The following is a 17847-nucleotide window of genomic DNA, read 5'->3' as shown; positions in this document are numbered from 1 at the left end:
AATCGTTACATTTTCGTTACACAAAGGCGTAACACCAGTAAGACGATGCAATAGGCTGTGACGAAGGTAACCAGATACTGGTCACGGAACCAATTTCTCGGTTGGGTTGGCCGAACCCCCTCGTTACGTTGAGTACGTCCTACTCTCAATCTCAATCTCAAGGAGAGATCAGTGCAAGAACAGACTTGGTATGTCGTTGCAATGATCATCTACCTGCTTGTCATGGCCGGCATCGGCTTCTGGAGCTACAAGCAGACGGATGAATACGACGACTACGTGCTCGCCGGCCGCGGGCTCCACCCGTTCGTGGCCGCACTGTCCGCCGGCGCATCAGACATGTCCGGCTGGCTGCTCATGGGCCTGCCGGGCGCCCTCTTCCTGACCGGCATGTCGGAGCTCTGGATGGCCATCGGCCTACTCATTGGCGCTTGGGCCAACTGGAAGTGGGTCGCCCCGCGCCTGCGCTCCTACTCTGAAATCGCCGGCAACTCCATTACCGTGCCGTCCTTCTTCGAAAACCGTCTGCACGATAAGTCGCGCCTGCTGCGCATCATCGCTGCGGCCATCATCATTTTCTTCTTCACCTTCTACGTCTCCTCCGGCATGGTCGCCGGCGGCCGCTACTTCGAGTCCACCTTCGGTGGCGACTACCTGGTCGGCATGCTCGTCGTGGCAGCCGTGACGGTGTTCTACACCTTCGTGGGCGGCTTCCTGGCGGTGTCGTACACCGACACCGTCCAGGGCCTGCTCATGTTCGCCTCTCTCATCATCGTGCCGATTATGGTGCTGTTCTCTCTGGACAACCCGGGTGACATCTTCAGCTTCGCGGCCAACAACCCGTACGCCACCGACGGTGTTATTGAGAACCCGGATTACTTCTCCTTGTTCTCCGGCGTGTCCGCCGCCGTGATCATCGGCAACCTGGCCTGGGGCCTGGGCTACTTTGGCCAGCCGCACATCATCGTGCGCTTCATGGCGCTGCGCAAGCCTTCCGACGCCCGCGCGGGCCGCTTCTACGGCGTGAGCTGGATGGGCATCTCCCTCATCGGCGCCATCTTCGTGGCCTTGTCCGGCACGGTCTTCTTCACGGAGACCAACCACGCCATCACGGACCAGGAGAACTACGAGACCATCTTCCTGGACATGGCACAGGTCATGTTCCACCCGCTGTTCGCCGGCCTGGTTCTCACCGCCGTTCTGGCGGCCATCATGTCCACCATGTCGTCTCAGATGCTGGTGGTCTCCACCTCCTTGATTGAGGATCTCTTCCTCATCTTCGCTAAGAAGAAGCCGAGCCAAGACGTACTGATCAATCTCTCCCGTACTGCTGTTGTGGCCATCGCCGTCATCGCCGCAGTGCTCGCGATCAACCCGTCGGATTCCATCCTGGGCTTAGTCGGCTTCGCGTGGGCCGGCTTCGGTTCCGCATTCGGCCCGCTGGTCCTGCTGTCCCTGTACTGGAAGCGCCTCAACTCCACCGGGGCTATCTTCGGCATGGCTGTCGGCGCCATCGTGGCCATTGCTTGGGGCATGAGCCCGCTGGGTGACTCCCTCTACGAGCTAGTTCCGGGCTTCATCTCCTCCCTCGTCGTGACCGTCGCCGTCTCTCTTGCCACCAAGGCTCCGGACGCGAAGGTGACCCAGGAGTTCGAGGAGGCCTCCCGCTTGGCCAAGCTGGTGGAGGAGAACAAGAACCTCGACTTCGAGGAGGCCGCGGAGAAGGTCCAGAAGTAGCCTCTCCCCCCTCCCTCCTCTTTCGCGAGCCCCCGCTGCAGCAGCTTTTGCTCTCGGCGGGGTTTCGCCGTTCCTGGCGCCCCCTGCTGCCAGCCCCACGGGAACCTCTAGCGCTGCCTGGCAGTCTAATGGGGCATGAGCCCTCGCCCGGCCTATCGCGCCTATCTCTGTCTCCTTATCACTGCAACGCTGCTCTACGCGGCCTACCACTTAGTCCCCGGACCGGACCTCGGCGTAGCCACCGTCCCGGCCCGCATCCCGCAGCCGGGCTACGTGCGCGAGGACTTCGGCGGCTGGGCGCCGGGCACCCGGGAGAAGGTCAAGGACGCGCAGCTTGTCAACGGCTTACTGTACGACCCCTACGCCCGCAGCCCCGCCCCCGCGCGCGTGGAGGTGGACCACGTCTTCCCCCTGGCCGCCGCGTGGGACTTGGGCGCCGCTGCCTGGCCCCGAGAGAAAAAGCTGGCCTTTGCCAACGACCCGCTCAACCTCGTGGCAACGGACCGCGCCCTCAATCAAGCAAAGTCCGACCTGCTCCCGGCGGACTGGCTCCCGCCCGCCGGGCGCTGCGACTACTCACAGCGCCTGGCCGCCGTGGCCCGGAAGTATCAGCTTCCCCTCCCGGCCCGGGATTACCAGGCCATGCGCCACCAATGTCGATTCGATTTCATTGTGCAGCGCCGATAGACTTTCGCACGGCAAAACCCTTCACAAAGAAAGGTACACATTTACGTCATGACCTCACTTCTCATTTTCCTCCACGCTATCGCCGCCATCCTGCTCATCGGCACGGTGTGCGTTGCAACCTCCGCCTTCCCGGGCCAGCTGGAAAAGGCTGCGGCGGGCGATGCCGGTGCCGCCGGTGCTGCGAGCATCCTGAACAAGATCACCTCGACCTACGGCTACATCTCCGCCATCGTGCCGGTCATTGGTCTGGCCATCTTCCTGACGGATCTCTCCGCCTACAAGTCCGAGATCCAGTTCCACATCGCCCTGCTGCTGGCGGTGGTTGCCTGGGTTATCCTGCTCGTCGTGGTCATCCCGAAGCAGAACAAGGCCATGGCCGCCATCGCCACCCCGGGCGCTGGCGCTGACATCACGAAGCTGCGCAAGAAGATCGCCATGTTCTCCGGCGTCTTCAACCTGCTGTGGGTTATCTGCGCCATCCTGATGTATGTCTAGTACGCTCCGCGCATAACGCGCACAGAGCAAAACCTCCCGAGCTCCTCTCCCCCATCCCCACGCAGAGTGTTTATCTGAGTGAGGGGGAAGGGTAGAGCTCGGGAGGTTTTGGCGTTCTGGGGAGACTAGTCGCGCCAGCCGCCGCGGCGTCCGCCACGGTCCCTGTCGCGTCCGCCGCGGTCACGGTCCCGGTAGCCACCACGGCCACCGCGGCCACCCCGGTCGCGGCCACCGCGGCCATCCCGATCGTTGTCAAAGTTGCGGCGCGGCGGGCGGCCGGTGTCCTTCTGGATCTTGATGAGCTGGCCGGAGATGCGGGTATCCTTCAGGCGGTCCAGCACAGCCGGGTCCAGGTTCTTCGGCAGGTCCACCAAGGTGTGGCCCACGGCAATCGTGATGCGGCCGAAGTCCTTGGAGATCAGACCGCCCTCGTTGGCCAGTGCGCCCACGATGGCACCCGGGCGCACGCCCTGGCGCTTGCCCACGTCCAAGCGGTAGGTCTCAAAGTCCCCATCCGGGCGGCGCGGACCGCGGTCACGGTCGCGTCCTCGCCCACCACGGTCGCGGTCGCGGCCACGGCCGTCGCGGTCGAAGCGGTCGCGCTCGCGGCGATCCTTCTTGCTGACCGGGCGCTCCTTGAGCAGGAAGTCCTGTCCGCCCTGCAGCTGCACGGCCAAAGCGGCGGCGATGTCATCCATCGCCACGTTTTCCGCTGCGGAGTACTCGCGCACCATGTCGCGGAAGAAGTCGAACTGCTTATCCTGCTGGGAGGCGCCGATGGAGGCGAAGAACTTCTCCTTGCGCTTCGCATTGACTTCGTCGGCAGTAGGCAGCTCCATCTCTTCCAAGCGAGCGTTGGTGACGCGCTCGATGGAGCGGAGCATGCGGCGCTCGCGCGGGGTAACGAAGAGGATCGCCTCACCGCTGCGGCCCGCGCGGCCGGTGCGGCCGATACGGTGCACGTAGGACTCGGTGTCGTTCGGGATGTCGTAGTTGACCACGTGAGTGATGCGCTCGACGTCGAGACCGCGGGCAGCCACGTCGGTGGCCACCAGGATGTCCAGGCGGCCGTCCTTGAGCTGGTCCACGGTGCGCTCGCGCTGCTGCTGCGCAATATCGCCGTTGATGGCGGCGGCGTTGTACCCGGCGTCCTTGAGGTTGTCCGCCACCTCTTCGGTCTCGTGCTTGGTGCGGCAGAAGACAATGATGGCGTCGTAGTCGATGACCTCAAGGATGCGGGTAAACGCGTCCATCTTGTGGCGGTGCGGGGTCAGAAGGAAGCGCTGCGTGATGTTGTCATTGGTGCGGCGCTCCGACTTGACCGTGATCTCCGCCGGGTTGTTGAGGTACTGCTTGGACAGGCGGCGGATGGAGTTCGGCATGGTGGCGGAGAAAAGTGCCACCTGCTTGTCCTCCGGGGTGTCCTCCAGGATGCGCTCGACGTCTTCCTGGAAGCCCATGTTGAGCATCTCGTCCGCCTCATCGAGGACGAGGAAGCGCAGCTGCGAGATGTCCAGCGAGCCCTTCTCCAGGTGGTCGATGACGCGGCCCGGGGTACCCACGATGACCTGCGCGCCGCGGCGCAGGCCAGAGAGCTGGATGCCGTAGGCCTGACCGCCGTAGATGGGCAGGACCTCGATGCGGCCCAGGTGGTCGGCGAAGGACTGGAAGGAGTCCGCGACCTGGAGGGCCAGCTCCCGCGTGGGCGCGAGGACGAGTGCCTGCGGGTGGCGGGCATCGGTATCGATCTGGGACAGCACCGGCAGCGCGAAGGCCGCGGTCTTACCCGTACCGGTCTGGGCCAGGCCGACGACGTCGCGACCCTCCATGAGGATCGGGATGGTCTCTGCCTGGATTGGGGATGGCTGGGTGAAGCCCACCTTGGAGACGGCGGCCTGAACATCATCAGGCAGGCCGAGGTGTGCAAAACCCTGGGAATTGTCAGTGGCTGAAGTATCTTCAGCGCCGGTGTCCTCAGGGTTATTCGCAGCCCCGGTGTCCTGGTTGTTCACCTGCGAGGCGTCCTGCGCCTCGCCACCTTGCGAGTTTTCCTGAGATTCCGACTTATTGAATTCTTCCGGCTCGTTCACGCCGCCGGTGGCGTTATCGGTAATGCTCATTGCCCAAACCAGAGTACGGCACTGCAGTGAGATTAGCTATTCCCCCCGCACAGGACTGCACTTTCTGCACCTGGGGAGGACACCGGGCAGGCACGGAGAGAGCAAAGGAACCATTTATCACCCCATAATTGCAAAACCCCAGGCCGAAACATGCGGTTTCGTTCATAGGGTGCTACTCGTACGGTCCCTTTACTCTGACCACTCCGAACGCCCCACACGCACCCGGTCACACACGCTTTAGCTAATAAATTGACCCTGCGCTTAACAAGGAGGAAAGTAGCATCACATGACCTTTGTCGCGCCATGCCGCCCAGCATGCACCCAGCTGCCTAAGGAGGACTAGTGCCAGAATCCACGCCTCAGCGAAGCGGCCTGAAACATCGCCACTTGCACTTCATCGCGCTCGGCTCCGCCATCGGCACCGGCCTGTTCTACGGCTCCGCCAGCGCCATCCAGGCCGCCGGCCCCTCAGTACTGCTGGTCTACTTCCTCGGCGGCGCGGTGGTGTACTTCCTCCTGCGCGCGCTGGGTGAGATGTCCGTGCATCACCCGGTCACCGGCTCCTTCGCCGAATACGCCCGCACCTTCCTCGGCCCCTGGGCGGGCTACATCACCGGCTGGATGTTTGCCTTCGAGATGGTCATTGTGGCACTGGCGGACCTCACCGCCATCGGCGTCTACATGCAGTTCTGGTTCCCCGGCTCGCCGCAATGGGTCTGGGTCGCGGCCACCCTCCTGCTGGTCGGCGGCGCCAACCTGGCCACCGTCAAGGCCTTCGGCGAGCTGGAGTTCGCCTTTACCATCGTCAAGGTCGGCGCGGTGGTGGCGATGATCCTCGGCGGCGTGGCCGTCTTAGTCTTCGGCCTCTCCACCGCGGAGACCACCGGGCCGGCCAATCTGGTCAACGACGGCGGATTCTTCCCCAATGGCCCCTCCGGCATGGTGGCGTCCTTCATCTTGGTCCTCTTCGCTTTCGGCGGCACCGAAATCGTGGGCGTGGCGAGCGCAGAGGCCGAAGACCCAGAGAAGTCCGTGCCCAAGGCCGTCAACACCATCCCGGTGCGCATCCTCCTGTTTTACGTGCTGGCCATCCTGGTCATCCTCATGATCAATCCGTGGCGCAGCATCACGGGTGCGGAAAGCCCCTTCGTCCAAATCTTCTCCACCCTGGGCGTGTCCTGGGCGGCGGCCGCCCTCAACGTCGTGGTCATCACCGCCGCGGTCTCTGCCATCAACGCCGACCTCTTCGGTGCGGGCAACGTGCTCACCGGGCTGGCTCGCCAGAACCTCGCCCCGCAGGTCATGGCGAAGAAGACGCGCGGCGTGCCGGTCATGACCATGGTCATCCTCCTCATCGTCCTCATCATTGGCACCGCCCTCAACGCGCTCATCCCGGACAACGTCTTTGAGGTCATCGCCTCCCTGGCCACCTTCGCCACCATCTACGTGTGGCTGATGATTTTGCTCGCGCACCTGGCCTCCCGCCGGAAGATGCCCACCCGGGAGCAAGCCGAGCTCACCTACACGGTCCCGTTCTGGCCGTGGGGCCAATACTTCGCCATCGCCTTCATCGCCTTTACTTTTGGCATCATGGCATGGCAGGCACAGTATCGTCCGGCACTGGCGGTGGGCGTTGCCTTCATCCTCATCATGACGGGCATCTTCTACCTCACCGGCCGCCGCAGCCGCGCCACCGCCTCCGAGGCAGGGGCCGCCGGCTCCTAAAAGTTCCTCCAGAATTTCCGCCCCGAGTGGACCGGGCGCTCCGACGGCCCTGGCAGTGAGCACGCGCGCTGGCACAGCACGATCAAGCCGCTAGACACTGCCACTCCGGATGCGGCCCCGGGCATTGCACTGCTGGGCTTTGCATCCAACGAGGGCGTGGCGCGCAACCACGGCCGCCCCGGCGCGGCAGCGGGCCTGGCAGCGTTGCCCGCCGGCCAGGGCGTTCCGGCCGCCATCATCCGCGAGCTCGCGCTCACCATCGCCTCCACGGGACGCCTCGCGCTTGTCGACGTCGTGGAGCTCAACCCCACCTTCGACCTCGACGCCCGCACCGCCAAGCTGGCCGCGCGGCTTATCGACGATATTGTGACTGCGCACTTTTCAGGCGCCACTGCATAAATTGTCTCGCTCTGGCCGGCCCCAGCCGGCATACTGTTCCCATGAGCTCCCCCATACGAGTCGTCGCCGCCGTCTTTGTCGACGGCAACCGCTTCCTAGCGTGCCGCAAGGCCCCCGGAAAGCCGCTGGCTGGCACATGGGAATTTCCCGGCGGAAAGATTGAGCCCGGCGAAACCCCGCAGCAGGCACTTGCCCGCGAACTCGCCGAAGAGCTATCCCTGACCGCCACTGTGGGAGATCCCGTCACCACGACCGTGCATGAGTATGAGTTCGGCACCATCGAGCTCTCCACCTATTACTGCACCATCGTCTCCGGAGAGCTCTTACTCACCGACCACGACGCAACGAGGTGGGTCACCGCTGCCGAGGCCCTGGAACTGGAGTGGGCCCCGGCAGACGTGCCCGCTGTCCAACTCATCTCTTCTCACCTATGACTTCCGATTCCGTCCTTCCCTTTGGCATTTACGAAACCCCGGTAACCGCGCGCGTCCATGAACGCCTTGCCGAAACAATCAAAGCTGTGCCCACTGCTGCATCTGCCATCACGGAACCTGCAACCGCATCAGTCAGCCCCCGCTTTGCCGCCGCAGTCTCGCAGCACTTCGCGCGTGTTTTGGAAGACCGCCTCACCGAGATTCGCAACCCCGAGGACCGGGTCGCCCTCATCAACAACCTGGCCCAGCACCTCGGAGCCGACGAGACCATAACTGCAGAACAGCTGCTCTATGCCATGTACAACTCAGAGCTGGCACAGCCCCCAGAGCTTCCGGAGGTATCGCTCAACAAGTCTGCGCTGTTTACCAATAGCGTCGGGGACACGAACATGTCGGTGGAAATTGCCCGCGAAATCCGCACGGCAGACTCGGTGGACCTGCTGTGCGCATTCATCAAGGGCTCGGGCATCTCCGTCATTAGCAACGAGCTGGAGTATCTGCGAGATCACCAGATTCCACTGCGTGTCATCACCTCGACGTATTGCGGCGCCACGGAGGCTGCCGCAGTGCAAAGGCTGGTGGAAGACTACAACGCCGAGGTGCGAATCTGCTACGAACACAAATCCACCCGCCTGCACGCCAAAGCGTGGCTCTTCCGCCGCACGTCCGGCTTCGACACCGCCTTCATCGGTAGCTCAAATTTGTCTCGCTCCGCGCTTGTCGACGGCTGGGAGTGGAACGTCCGCGGCACCCGCACCTCGACTCCGGAAATCATCGAGAAGTTCACCAAGACCTTCGATAGCTACTGGTACGACAACCACTTCAAGCCCTTTGACCCCAAGGACGACTTCGAGCGCCTCGATGATGCACTCCGCAGTGCCCGACACTTGGGCGGAAAGAAGTCAGAAGCACTCGAGCTCTCTGGTCTCCGCGTCGAGCCCTACCCCTACCAGGAAGAAATGCTGGAGGCAGTGCGCTCGGAGCGAGAGGTCCACGATCGGCACAAGAATTTGCTCATCGCAGCAACAGGTACGGGCAAGACCGTTGTGGCAGCACTCGACTATCGCCGGTTGTGCGAAGAATACGGGCGCCGCCCACGTCTGCTTTTCGTAGCCCACCGCCGCGAGATACTGCTGCAGGCGCAGCGCACCTACCGAGAAGTGCTTCAAGCCTCAGACTTCGGTGAGCTTCTCGTCAGCGGCGACGAGCCCCGCCAGTGGGATCACGTTTTCGCCAGCGTCCAATCCCTGAGCGGGAAGCGGCTCAACCGCCTGGCTGCCGACCATTTTGAGGTTGTCGTTATCGACGAATTCCACCACGCAGAAGCCGCGACGTATCGCGCGCTCCTGGACTACCTGCACCCGCGAGAGCTCCTCGGATTGACCGCTACCCCCGAGCGAGGCGACGGCGAGAACATTCAGAAATATTTCGACTACCGCGTAGCGCACGAGCTGCGTCTCTGGGATGCATTGCGCCTCCAGCTCCTAACGCCGCTGCACTACTACGGAGTAGACGACAACACAGATCTCACCAGTCTGACCTGGGTTCGCGGCAAGAAGGGCTACAAGACTTCAGAGCTGAATGAGCTCTACATCAAAGCGGGCGAGAAGCGGACCCGGTTCATCATTAACGAGCTCAATCGGCGCATTGTCGACCTCAACCAGATGAAAGCCCTGGGCTTCTGCGTATCCATTGACCACGCCGAATACATGGCTGAGCAGTTCTCGAACTTCGGCATCCCGTCCCTCGCCGTGAGCTCGAAGCAAAGCCTGCAGGAGCGCCGGGATTCCATCGCCCAACTAGAAAGCGGCGAAGTGAAGGTCATCTTCTCCGTCGATATTTTCAACGAGGGCGTTGATATCCCCGCCGTTAACACTCTTCTCCTGCTGCGCCCGACGCAAAGCCCGGTGCTCTTCGTCCAGCAGCTCGGCCGCGGACTGCGCCTGCACCACGGCAAAGACGCCTGCACAGTCTTCGACTTCCTCGGGCTGCAGCATGAGGAGTTCAACTTTGAGGAACGCTTCAAGGCCCTTACCCCAGCGCGCGGCAAGCGGTTTGTCGAAGAGATAGAGGGAGGCTTCCCCTCTGCCCCACCCGGATCAAATATCACGCTCGACCGCGCCACCACGGAACGTGTGCTCGCAAACGTCCGTCGACTTGCCCGCACTTCCGTAAAGAAGATTCGCGCACTTGTTTCGGAGCAGAACACTACTGATCTCGCGGCATTCGTTGATCGATCGGGAGTACCTGTCGAGGACATCTACCGGCGCAAAGGAATCACGTGGACAACTCTCCTCCGCGACGTAAACCTAGCACCTGAAGGCTCCGCCGTAGAGATGGAAGCTTTCCTGCTCAGCCGAATCCGAGTCCTGCTCCACGTAAACGACGCTGCACGTATGAACGCATACAGACAGCTCATCGCACCGGACGGTCCGGTAGAGCGCGACATGTCCCCGGAGATGAAGCGATATGCCACCATGCTGGTGCTCGCCTTGTGGGCGAATTCCAACACCACTATTCCTTCCACTCTTAACGAAGCCCTGGCAATTCTGCGGAGTTATCCCGCGTTTTCGGCTGAGCTCAACCAGGTAATGCGGCTTAGCGTGGACCGCTCCCGCGTTATTCCCCAACCATCGTCGATAAGCATCTTGGAAACCCACGCGGACTACAGCTTGGCCGAGCTAGTAGGCGCGCTGGACGACGGACCACTAAGCTCCCTCGCCTACCTTCCCCGCGAGGGGGTCAAGCGCTTCGACGCCTCGAATACCGACCTGTTCCTGGTGACCTTTCACAAAGACGACAACGTCAGCGCAACGACAAATTACCGGGACTATCCCCTCTCTCCGGACCGCCTGCACTGGGAATCTCAGTCCACCACGTCACTGAAATCTGCGATGGCGAAGCGCTATATCCACCACCACGAATTGGGTGGAAATATCATCGTCGCCACACGATTTAATAAGAAAAATGGGGTGGATACGGCAGCTGCCTACACTTTCTTGGGAAGTGTCGACTACGTCTCGCACCGCGGAGAGAAGCCGATCCAGTTTGAGTGGAGCCTGCGCCGCCACATGCCCAAGCAGCTCTATGCCGCTGGGCGGACCGTCGCTTAGGCCTGGCGGACGACCGCCATGTCGTCGCCAAGCACGGCCTCATCTGGCACCCGCACCGGCGCTCCACACTTCCTATTTTGCAAACGAATTATCCGTGTTTAATCGAAATGCAATAAGAATTTTCAGGTTTAGCAGACCCCTAGGATATTCGTTCCATCCATCGTGAAATTATCCCCCCGTCAGCTGAGATGTCATCACAAACTAACTGCATAGCGGGAATTCCAGAGCTCGTAATTGTGGACAGTGGCAACAATAAATTACCCCCGAATGGCAAAAGTAGTAACGCGCGGATTGACGGAGACCCAATTGTTATTTAACATTCTCTTATCAGTATGGGCGTTTGGAATGCCTTAACATAGCCCCTAGCCACTGCCACCGTGAAGGAGAGAGATGGAAGCCGCCAGCGACCATAGCCGCAAGCCGTCGAGTCGAACCGACGGCGGCTGGAGCACCTCTTCCTACGGCTTCACTCGCTACCGCGAACGCGCTTCCTTCAAGTCGGCCCTGCGCCACGCGCCACGGTGGGCAGCATGCAGCCAGAAGGCCCGCCCGACTGGCTAGGCACTACTTACAACAACACCGCCGGTACAGCTCCGCTCTTTTAGCTTGCTGTATCGGCGGTCTTTTTATGTTCACCCCTGGCGGTGAGTGAGGACCCTAGACCTCAAACCCCAAGAGGATATTCTGCAGCTTATCGCGGTAAGGCTGCACGTCATGCTCGTAGCGCTGGAGAATGGACAGCACGATGGCGTTGAGCATGAGCATGGGGACCGACAGGGTGGTAAACGATCCTTCATCGCCACGCGGTGCGGCCAGCGTCACCACTGGCACGGGGTGCACGATGCGCAGATCATCAGTAATGAGGATGACCATGCAATTGACGCTTTCGGCGTAGTTCAGCAGCTGCCGCAGGGAACGGGTGGAGCGACGGAATGCGAAGACAATCAGAAGGTCCCGGTCCCCCATGAGCAGAAGCTGCTCCGCGATATCCTGATCGGTCTTGCCGGCCAGTCCACGGACGGAGCGGCCCAGGCAGCGCAGGCGGCGCTCAGCCTGATCGCACAGCGGGATGGAGTTGCCGCGGCCGTAGATATAAATGTCGCGCGCGTTCATCACTAGGTCCGCAGCCTTGTTCACAGAGTGCTGGTCAACGCTGCTCGAGGCCGCGGAGAGTGAATCCATCTCCTGGGTCACTAGACGGCCGAGGATGGTCTGTCCGGCGTCGTTGCGGAACCCTCGGCGGCCGCTGGATTGCTCAGCAGCCAGGTACTGGTCATGCAGCATGCGGAGCTCTTGGCGCAGCTCCAAGTAGCCCTTGTACCCCAGCTTCTTCGCGGTACGCGTCACCGCGGAGCCGTGCACGCCAGCCTTGGCAGCAACGTCCTCACCGCGCCACAGTGCAGCTTCCTGCGGGCGGCTCAACAAGACATCCACAACTGCCTCGTCCGCCCTACTCAGCTCCGACCGGTGTCGCTCCACCCTCTGTTGAAAATTCACACGGCCATACTAACAAAAAAATTTCCCAATAGCGACTAAATCAGATAAATTTTCACGATCCTCTCCCCCGTTTACCTCCCACAAGATAAGCAATTTATTACCTTTCAAGTAGCTATTGGTTGCGGCTATACCGACGACGCAGAGGACGCAAAATAATCTTCCTATCCGCCAACGTATCGCGCCCGAATGCCCACGCAACAACACCGCCGAGCGCGACCACTCCACACAACCCAAATGCCACAGCAAAGCCGTAGCGGTCCGCCAGGAATCCAATCACGATAGGCCCCATAATCTGCCCGAAGTCACCGGCCATCTGGAACGCGGACAGAACCTGACCGCCGGAGCGAGTACTGCCGACGACGTCCGCGATGGCAGCCTGCTGCGAGGGCGCAATGAGCGCCGACGAGCCGCCGGCGAGCGCAGACAGTAGCAGCAGCTGCCATACGGAATCCGCTAGCCCCAAGGTGCCAACGAAGACTCCTGAGCCCACCAGCCCGATGAGGATGAGGGGGCGGCGGCCATAGCGGTCAGACCACGTTCCCGAGAACTGAAGCACCGTAGCGTTGCCCGCGGCGAACACTGCCAGCGCAACACCCGACGCGGCCGCACCGTTGTGGAAAATTGCTGCAGCGAAAAGCGGTAGCACCGCCACGCGCACTCCCATATTGATCCAGCCTTGGGCAAAGTTCGACGTCAGCACCGCACGAAAGGCCGTGTCACCCCAGGCCTCCGAAAGGCGCATCGGTGGCAAGCGATGGGAGCGCTCCGACGCGGAATCTACCGCCGGCATCTGCGCCCAGACCACAACTGCTGCCAGCGCAACACCGACACCATAGATGAAAAACGGCCAGCGGAAGCCAAGGAACGACAGGCTGGCGCCTACCAAAGGGCCAATCACGTTGCCCAGCAAGAATGCCGTGGCATACGTAGCCGAGCAGCGGCCGCGAATCTCAGCGGGTGCGAGCCGGACGATTAGCCCCATTGCCGCAACGGTGAACATGGTCGAGCCAATTCCTGCGATGGCCCGAAGGAGCACGATGTGCCAGTAGTCCTGCGCGATTCCTACAAGCCCCGTTGTCACCGCCACGGTGAGAAGTCCGCCGATATAGACGCCGCGCGTGCCCACGCGGTCGATCAGCCTTCCGGCGACTGGCGCAAAGATGAGGCGGCTGGCGGAGAAGATGGAGACGACCAATCCTGCCGCGGCCATCGAGACATCGAAGCTCACAATGAACTGCGGCAATAGTGGCGCAATCAGGCCATAACCTAACGCGATAATGAAGGCCGCGGTGACCATCACCCAGATCTCGCGTGGGATCTTCACTGCGTCCGTGGCCGTCGTAGCCCCCTTAATATCTCTGCTCTTATCTGTCATAGCGACTCTCACTGTACCCACCCGTGCAAATTATCGAACATGAGTTCTATTGCACGAAGGGGGTGTCGACCTCGCCTCCTAGTGTGTGCAGCATGAAGAACTACAACAGCATTCACTCCACGTCCCCCGTTCCGCCGAGCACCGCACAACTTACCGCCGATATTCTCTTCCACCACGACGATACCCTGCACGCACTCGACAGCATCATGCGCCACCCGCGTTCCTTGGCGCGGCCGACGCCGCAGTGGCGTCCACCTTCCAAGGCGCTCCCAGAAGTGCCAGGAATGAGCAGTTCTGAACTGAACATGACGGTGTCCCGTCACCGCGTAGGCGAGCGCGCACGAGCGCGCGTATTGGGCTACGGCGAAAAGCGCGTGCCCTCGTATCTCATCACTGTCCGAGTCACCGACCCCTCAGGCCGAACCGTCTCCCCCTCGCTGGCAGAAGCGTGGGTACGCGCGCTGGTTCCGCCCGGACTGGTTTCAGCTGTCCACGAGATTTCCAGCAGCAGCGCGGCCACGTTCGTGTGGTTGGTAGATAACACCTACACCCCGGTCCACTCTCCGCTATCGCTCTTTGAGGGCTTTAGCCAAGCGGCCTAAGTACGGGCTCTGCTACTACCTGTCCGTACCATTCCGCCAGAGATACCTCTCTACAGGTAGCGCTGAAGACGATCCGTGAGCGTCCGGGGTGGTTCTGGGTCGAGCTCGATGGAGAACCTGTCCTCCGTCAGCACGCGTTCCACCGCGGGGTGTGTCTCTGGGGAGTCAAACAGCCTGCGGATCGGCTCAGGGGCAAAGCGGATTCCCAAGCATACAAGAAGTACGGTAAAGGCCTTATCAATCGGATCGGAACTCAAGGCCTGGAGTAAGTTCGCCACCCCTTCCTCGTGAACGAGAAGCAGGTAGAAGTTCTTGAGCTCACGAGGACCCCGCTGCGCGTTTTCATCTAGCGAGCAAATGGTGGCCACCGCAGACAGCAAGGCGGCGATGATGCCCACACCGTAGCCTGCCAAGAGCGTCGATATCATCCGCTTGAAAACGCCGCGGCGAGCTAGCCAACCAATCAAATAGGCCGCCACGATAACCGGCGGCAGATACGCCAACAGCAAAGGGCTACTCACGCTAAAGAGCGTCAGCGACAGCACACCAGTGCCCATACCCAAAATAGGGCCGTAGATGATGGCAATGAACGCGGTTCCCACCGTATCCAGGTAGAGCGGGATATTGAGATCAAAAATGATGGAGGACAACACCAAGTTGACCACTATGGCGAGGAGTGGGTTGATGACCGCGTAGCTGCGCAGTGAACGCCACTGGGCAGCAAAGAAAAACGCGGCGCTTACAAGGCTTAGGCCCCACACCGAGGCGCCTAAGGGCGATGAAAAGGTGTGGGTTTCATACGCAAAGCCGGGGCGTAGCGTCAGCGACCACGCAACGGCGGCGAATGCCAAGGCCACTCCCACGCATATGCGTTGAACGCGAAAGGGCACTTCAACCGGATGGGTCACTGCCCACTCCTCACCAAACTCAAGAACTCGTGGATATTTATCCGATCATCCTAGCGCGCAGCTCACCGCCAAGCCGGTGAAGGGGCCAAATGCTTGGCCAAGCGGGCAAGGTCGGGCCTAGGCGGGATGGAGCGCGGCGGTGTGACCGGACTAGTCACCTTGTCATCACCTAGTCGCGTGCGCGCTCGCCTTCCGCATCAGCATCGTCATCGCCGTCTTCGACGTCGTCTCCGGCGTCTTCGTCATCTGCATCTTCTTCATCGTCGTCGAAGAAGACGTCGTCATCATCGTCGTCAGCACCGAAGAGATCGTAGACCTCCGGCTCGTCAAAGTCCGGGTCTTCGACGCTGACCAACTGGGCTTCCCAGTCCAATGCCTGATCGGAGACAAGGCTGAGCACGTCAAAGAGGCGGTCGAAGTCGGTGTAGGTACCCAGCTCAAGGGCTTCGGCGGGGACCTCAATTACCGGGGACAATGCCAGCGGGTCGAAGCCGTCGAAGTCACTGTCATCCTCATCGTCGGTGTCGAACTCCCCCAACGGGTCGTTCTCCCACAGCTCCACGATTGCCTCATCCTCGAGCTCCTCCAGCTCCTCTTCGTCGAGGTCGAAGGACAGGAAGCGCACCACAGCACTCGGAACACCGTCAATTGTTTCGACGAGCACGCGCAGCTCCGAATCGGTGGCCACCTCCGCCACGACGAGGTTCGGGTTGAACTCATCCTGCATGAATTCCAGCTCCGCAATGCGCTCATCGGTGCCCTCGAGCAGGTCCCGGAGCACCGTCACTACCTGGTCGGTAGCGATGTGGCGGGAGACGGCCTCGACGGCATCCTCCACGGAGAACGCCACGGACACCAGCACCGCCTCGAAGTCCTCATCGTCTTCGTCCACATCCGCCGCGGCAATGTACACGTTGGCCGCCGGCAGTAGCGGGTCAATTTCCACAAACTGAATTTCCAGGTCCGAGGTGATGGGCACAAACATCACATCGTCGTTAACGCGGGACTCAATGCCCTCCGCGTCCAGCGCAGAAGCGATATCTTCAAAAAAGCTCATGTGGTAAACATCCATCCATGTGGCAGTGACACCTCGGCAGCTGCCAAGGCCCCCCACATCCTACCCGCGATCGTGGCTATCGGGCTGGGCCGTCGGGCGCGAAGCCCAGACGCTGGAGAATCTCCGGCCGGCCGGTGCCCCACTCCAGCATGTCGTAATCCTCCCACGCCTGGCGGCGCTTTTCCATCGGGGCCTTAACTACCTGCGGCTCCACGTCAAAAACCATGGTGGAGCGCTCTGGGGCGCGATAGCGCGGCCACTCCTCCAGCGCAGCTCCGGTGCGGATGAAGGACGCCCACTGCGCCTGCATCGACTGCGTCACCTCCTCCATGTCAGCAGAGCTGCCCATAGTGGTTAGGAAGGACACTCGCGAGGCACCCGGATCGCCGAAAATGTTGGACAGCTCCATCGAGTGCATCGCGCCGAGTCCCAGCCAGCGCAGTGCCCCCGGGGTGAAGTCGAAGCGGTACATCCACGTCGGATGGCGGCGAGAGTGCTCGGAGGCGACCCGGACGGTGGGGGCCCAAAAGAGAGCGTCGGTAAGCAAGTCCCCGAAGCCCTGTCGCGACACCGCGCCGCCGTACGCCGCAACGACGTCCGGGGCGCTATCCGGATCGAAGCTGGCCAACAGGCGCAGAGCGGCGCGCTCCCGGGAGCGCTGCCGCTGATACAGGAACTTGCCAAAGCTCGCCTCACCCGAGTTCGTGCCCACCAGCAACGGCACCGGGTGCTGCGCGCCGTCCTCGAAGGCCTCGACGGGATGTTGCGGGATCAGGTCGCCGTCGACAGTCGGCGCATAGCAGGAGTTGAGGTACATCAGCTCCCCGGCGCGCCACATCATGGACTGCCCGGAGCGCACGAGATCCGCGAAGTTTTCCGCGCGCAGATCGTCCGCACTGGTATCGCGCGGCAGCGCCATCTTGTTCACCAGCTCTCGGGCCCAGAACATCGACTGCGCCCGGGAGTGGATCATGCCGATCGGCGGGGACTGCGCAATCGCCCGGTGGAAGAGGCCTTCGGCGCGCGGCACTGCCATCAGGGTCAGCACTGCTGCCCCGCCGGCGGATTCACCCATGAGCGTCACGTTGTCCGGATCCCCGCCGAAGGCCGCGATGTTGTCGCGTACCCACTCCAGAGCTAAGACCTGGTCCGCCACCGCCGGATTAGCGCAGGCCTCGCCTCCCAGGCTGCGCACATCCAGATAGCCCAGCGCGCCGAGGCGGAAGTTGATGGATACGTAAACCACGTCCATGCGCGCGGCGAACTCGTAGCCGCGCAACATAAGCATGTGGGAAGAGCCGAGGATGAAGCTGCCGCCGTGCAAGTAGACCACCACGGGCAGCTGGTCACCCTCACCCGCAGCATCGGTGTCGGGCCGGACGACGTCGAGAGTTAGGCAATCCTCCGCCCCCTCGATGCGGTCGGTCCACGAATACACCGGCTGCGGTGCTACCGGACCAAACTCCCAGCAGTCCCGCACCCCTTCCCACGCCGGGGCCGGGCGTGGCTCCAGGAAACGGTTGGGCCCCGAGGTATCCGCACCGTAGGGAATGCCGCGCCACGACCGCACAGGGCTAGTCAGCGGCGTATCCGGACGCAGCTCCTCTTCCCGGGAACCCCGCACCCATCCCGCACGCGTGCGGACGGTCAGGCCATCGTCCGCCATCGCGCGCTCGGATTCCTGCTCACTCATACCCACCA

Annotated in this window: 14 protein-coding genes; 8 read left to right on the top strand and 6 right to left on the bottom strand. The window is 61.9% G+C overall.

Annotated features, from left to right (window positions below):
- The first annotated feature begins 171 nt into the window (after positions 1 to 171).
- The 3 genes from putP to ACLI1P_RS05400 all read left to right on the top strand — a co-directional run bounded on the left by putP (position 172) and on the right by ACLI1P_RS05400 (position 2916).
- Entirely contained in the window at positions 172 to 1734 is a 1563-nt protein-coding gene (putP, locus tag ACLI1P_RS05410) for a sodium/proline symporter PutP (protein ID WP_306507513.1), read from the top strand.
- Positions 1735 to 1869: 135 nt separating this feature from the next.
- Positions 1870 to 2421 (top strand): DUF1524 domain-containing protein, encoded by a 552-nt coding sequence (locus ACLI1P_RS05405; protein WP_411709587.1) that lies wholly within the window; start codon positions 1870 to 1872, stop codon positions 2419 to 2421.
- Between the two features lie 48 nt (positions 2422 to 2469).
- Complete coding sequence (locus tag ACLI1P_RS05400; RefSeq protein ID WP_411709586.1) at positions 2470 to 2916, top strand: DUF2269 domain-containing protein; 447 nt, start codon at positions 2470 to 2472, stop codon at positions 2914 to 2916.
- A gap of 125 nt (positions 2917 to 3041) precedes the next feature.
- Here the strand turns inward: ACLI1P_RS05400 and ACLI1P_RS05395 are convergent, their stop codons facing one another.
- Positions 3042 to 5036, bottom strand: coding sequence for a DEAD/DEAH box helicase (locus ACLI1P_RS05395; protein WP_408930387.1), 1995 nt, complete (start codon positions 5034 to 5036; stop codon positions 3042 to 3044).
- A 342-nt stretch (positions 5037 to 5378) separates the two neighbouring features.
- On the opposite strand from ACLI1P_RS05395, the gene ACLI1P_RS05390 reads away from it, so the two are divergent.
- From ACLI1P_RS05390 to ACLI1P_RS05375, 4 genes are all read left to right on the top strand, one after another.
- On the top strand, positions 5379 to 6761 hold the full coding sequence (locus tag ACLI1P_RS05390; protein ID WP_408930386.1) for an amino acid permease: 1383 nt from the start codon (positions 5379 to 5381) through the stop codon (positions 6759 to 6761).
- Between the two features lie 156 nt (positions 6762 to 6917).
- The gene (locus tag ACLI1P_RS05385) at positions 6918 to 7160 is read left to right on the top strand and encodes an arginase family protein (RefSeq protein ID WP_408930385.1); all 243 of its coding nucleotides are present in this window, start codon (positions 6918 to 6920) and stop codon (positions 7158 to 7160) included.
- A 41-nt stretch (positions 7161 to 7201) separates the two neighbouring features.
- On the top strand, positions 7202 to 7594 hold the full coding sequence (locus ACLI1P_RS05380; RefSeq protein ID WP_408930384.1) for a (deoxy)nucleoside triphosphate pyrophosphohydrolase: 393 nt from the start codon (positions 7202 to 7204) through the stop codon (positions 7592 to 7594).
- Positions 7591 to 10707, top strand: coding sequence for a DUF3427 domain-containing protein (locus ACLI1P_RS05375; RefSeq protein WP_411709585.1), 3117 nt, complete (start codon positions 7591 to 7593; stop codon positions 10705 to 10707). The genes ACLI1P_RS05380 and ACLI1P_RS05375 overlap by 4 nt, the downstream gene beginning before the upstream one ends.
- Positions 10708 to 11364: 657 nt before the next feature.
- Here the strand turns inward: ACLI1P_RS05375 and ACLI1P_RS05370 are convergent.
- Both ACLI1P_RS05370 and ACLI1P_RS05365 read right to left on the bottom strand, forming a co-directional pair.
- Positions 11365 to 12204, bottom strand: a complete 840-nt coding sequence (locus tag ACLI1P_RS05370) for a MurR/RpiR family transcriptional regulator (RefSeq protein ID WP_408930381.1) — start codon at positions 12202 to 12204, stop codon at positions 11365 to 11367.
- 112 nt (positions 12205 to 12316) lie between these two features.
- Positions 12317 to 13579: an MFS transporter gene (locus ACLI1P_RS05365; protein ID WP_411709584.1), complete on the bottom strand. Its 1263-nt coding sequence runs from the start codon at positions 13577 to 13579 to the stop codon at positions 12317 to 12319.
- A 92-nt stretch (positions 13580 to 13671) separates the two neighbouring features.
- Here ACLI1P_RS05365 and ACLI1P_RS05360 point away from each other — a divergent pair, with 92 nt between their 5' ends.
- Entirely contained in the window at positions 13672 to 14181 is a 510-nt protein-coding gene (locus tag ACLI1P_RS05360; RefSeq protein ID WP_411709583.1) for a hypothetical protein, read from the top strand.
- A 50-nt stretch (positions 14182 to 14231) separates the two neighbouring features.
- Here the strand turns inward: ACLI1P_RS05360 and ACLI1P_RS05355 are convergent, their stop codons facing one another.
- The 3 genes from ACLI1P_RS05355 to ACLI1P_RS05345 all read right to left on the bottom strand — a co-directional run bounded on the left by ACLI1P_RS05355 (position 14232) and on the right by ACLI1P_RS05345 (position 17839).
- A complete protein-coding gene (locus ACLI1P_RS05355) occupies positions 14232 to 15089 on the bottom strand; it encodes a hypothetical protein (RefSeq protein WP_296132916.1) in 858 nt (285 codons plus the stop codon).
- Between the two features lie 169 nt (positions 15090 to 15258).
- Complete coding sequence (locus ACLI1P_RS05350; RefSeq protein WP_408930379.1) at positions 15259 to 16146, bottom strand: DNA primase; 888 nt, start codon at positions 16144 to 16146, stop codon at positions 15259 to 15261.
- Positions 16147 to 16222: 76 nt separating this feature from the next.
- Positions 16223 to 17839, bottom strand: a complete 1617-nt coding sequence (locus tag ACLI1P_RS05345; protein ID WP_408930378.1) for a carboxylesterase/lipase family protein — start codon at positions 17837 to 17839, stop codon at positions 16223 to 16225.
- Between the last annotated feature and the right edge of the window lie 8 nt (positions 17840 to 17847).

The sequence above is a fragment of the Corynebacterium tardum genome, assembly GCF_046717785.1.
In the GTDB taxonomy this organism is placed as follows: Bacteria; Actinomycetota; Actinomycetes; order Mycobacteriales; family Mycobacteriaceae; genus Corynebacterium.
The sequence above is the reverse complement of the archived record's forward strand: the minus strand, read 5'-3'. Positions and strand labels throughout refer to the sequence as shown.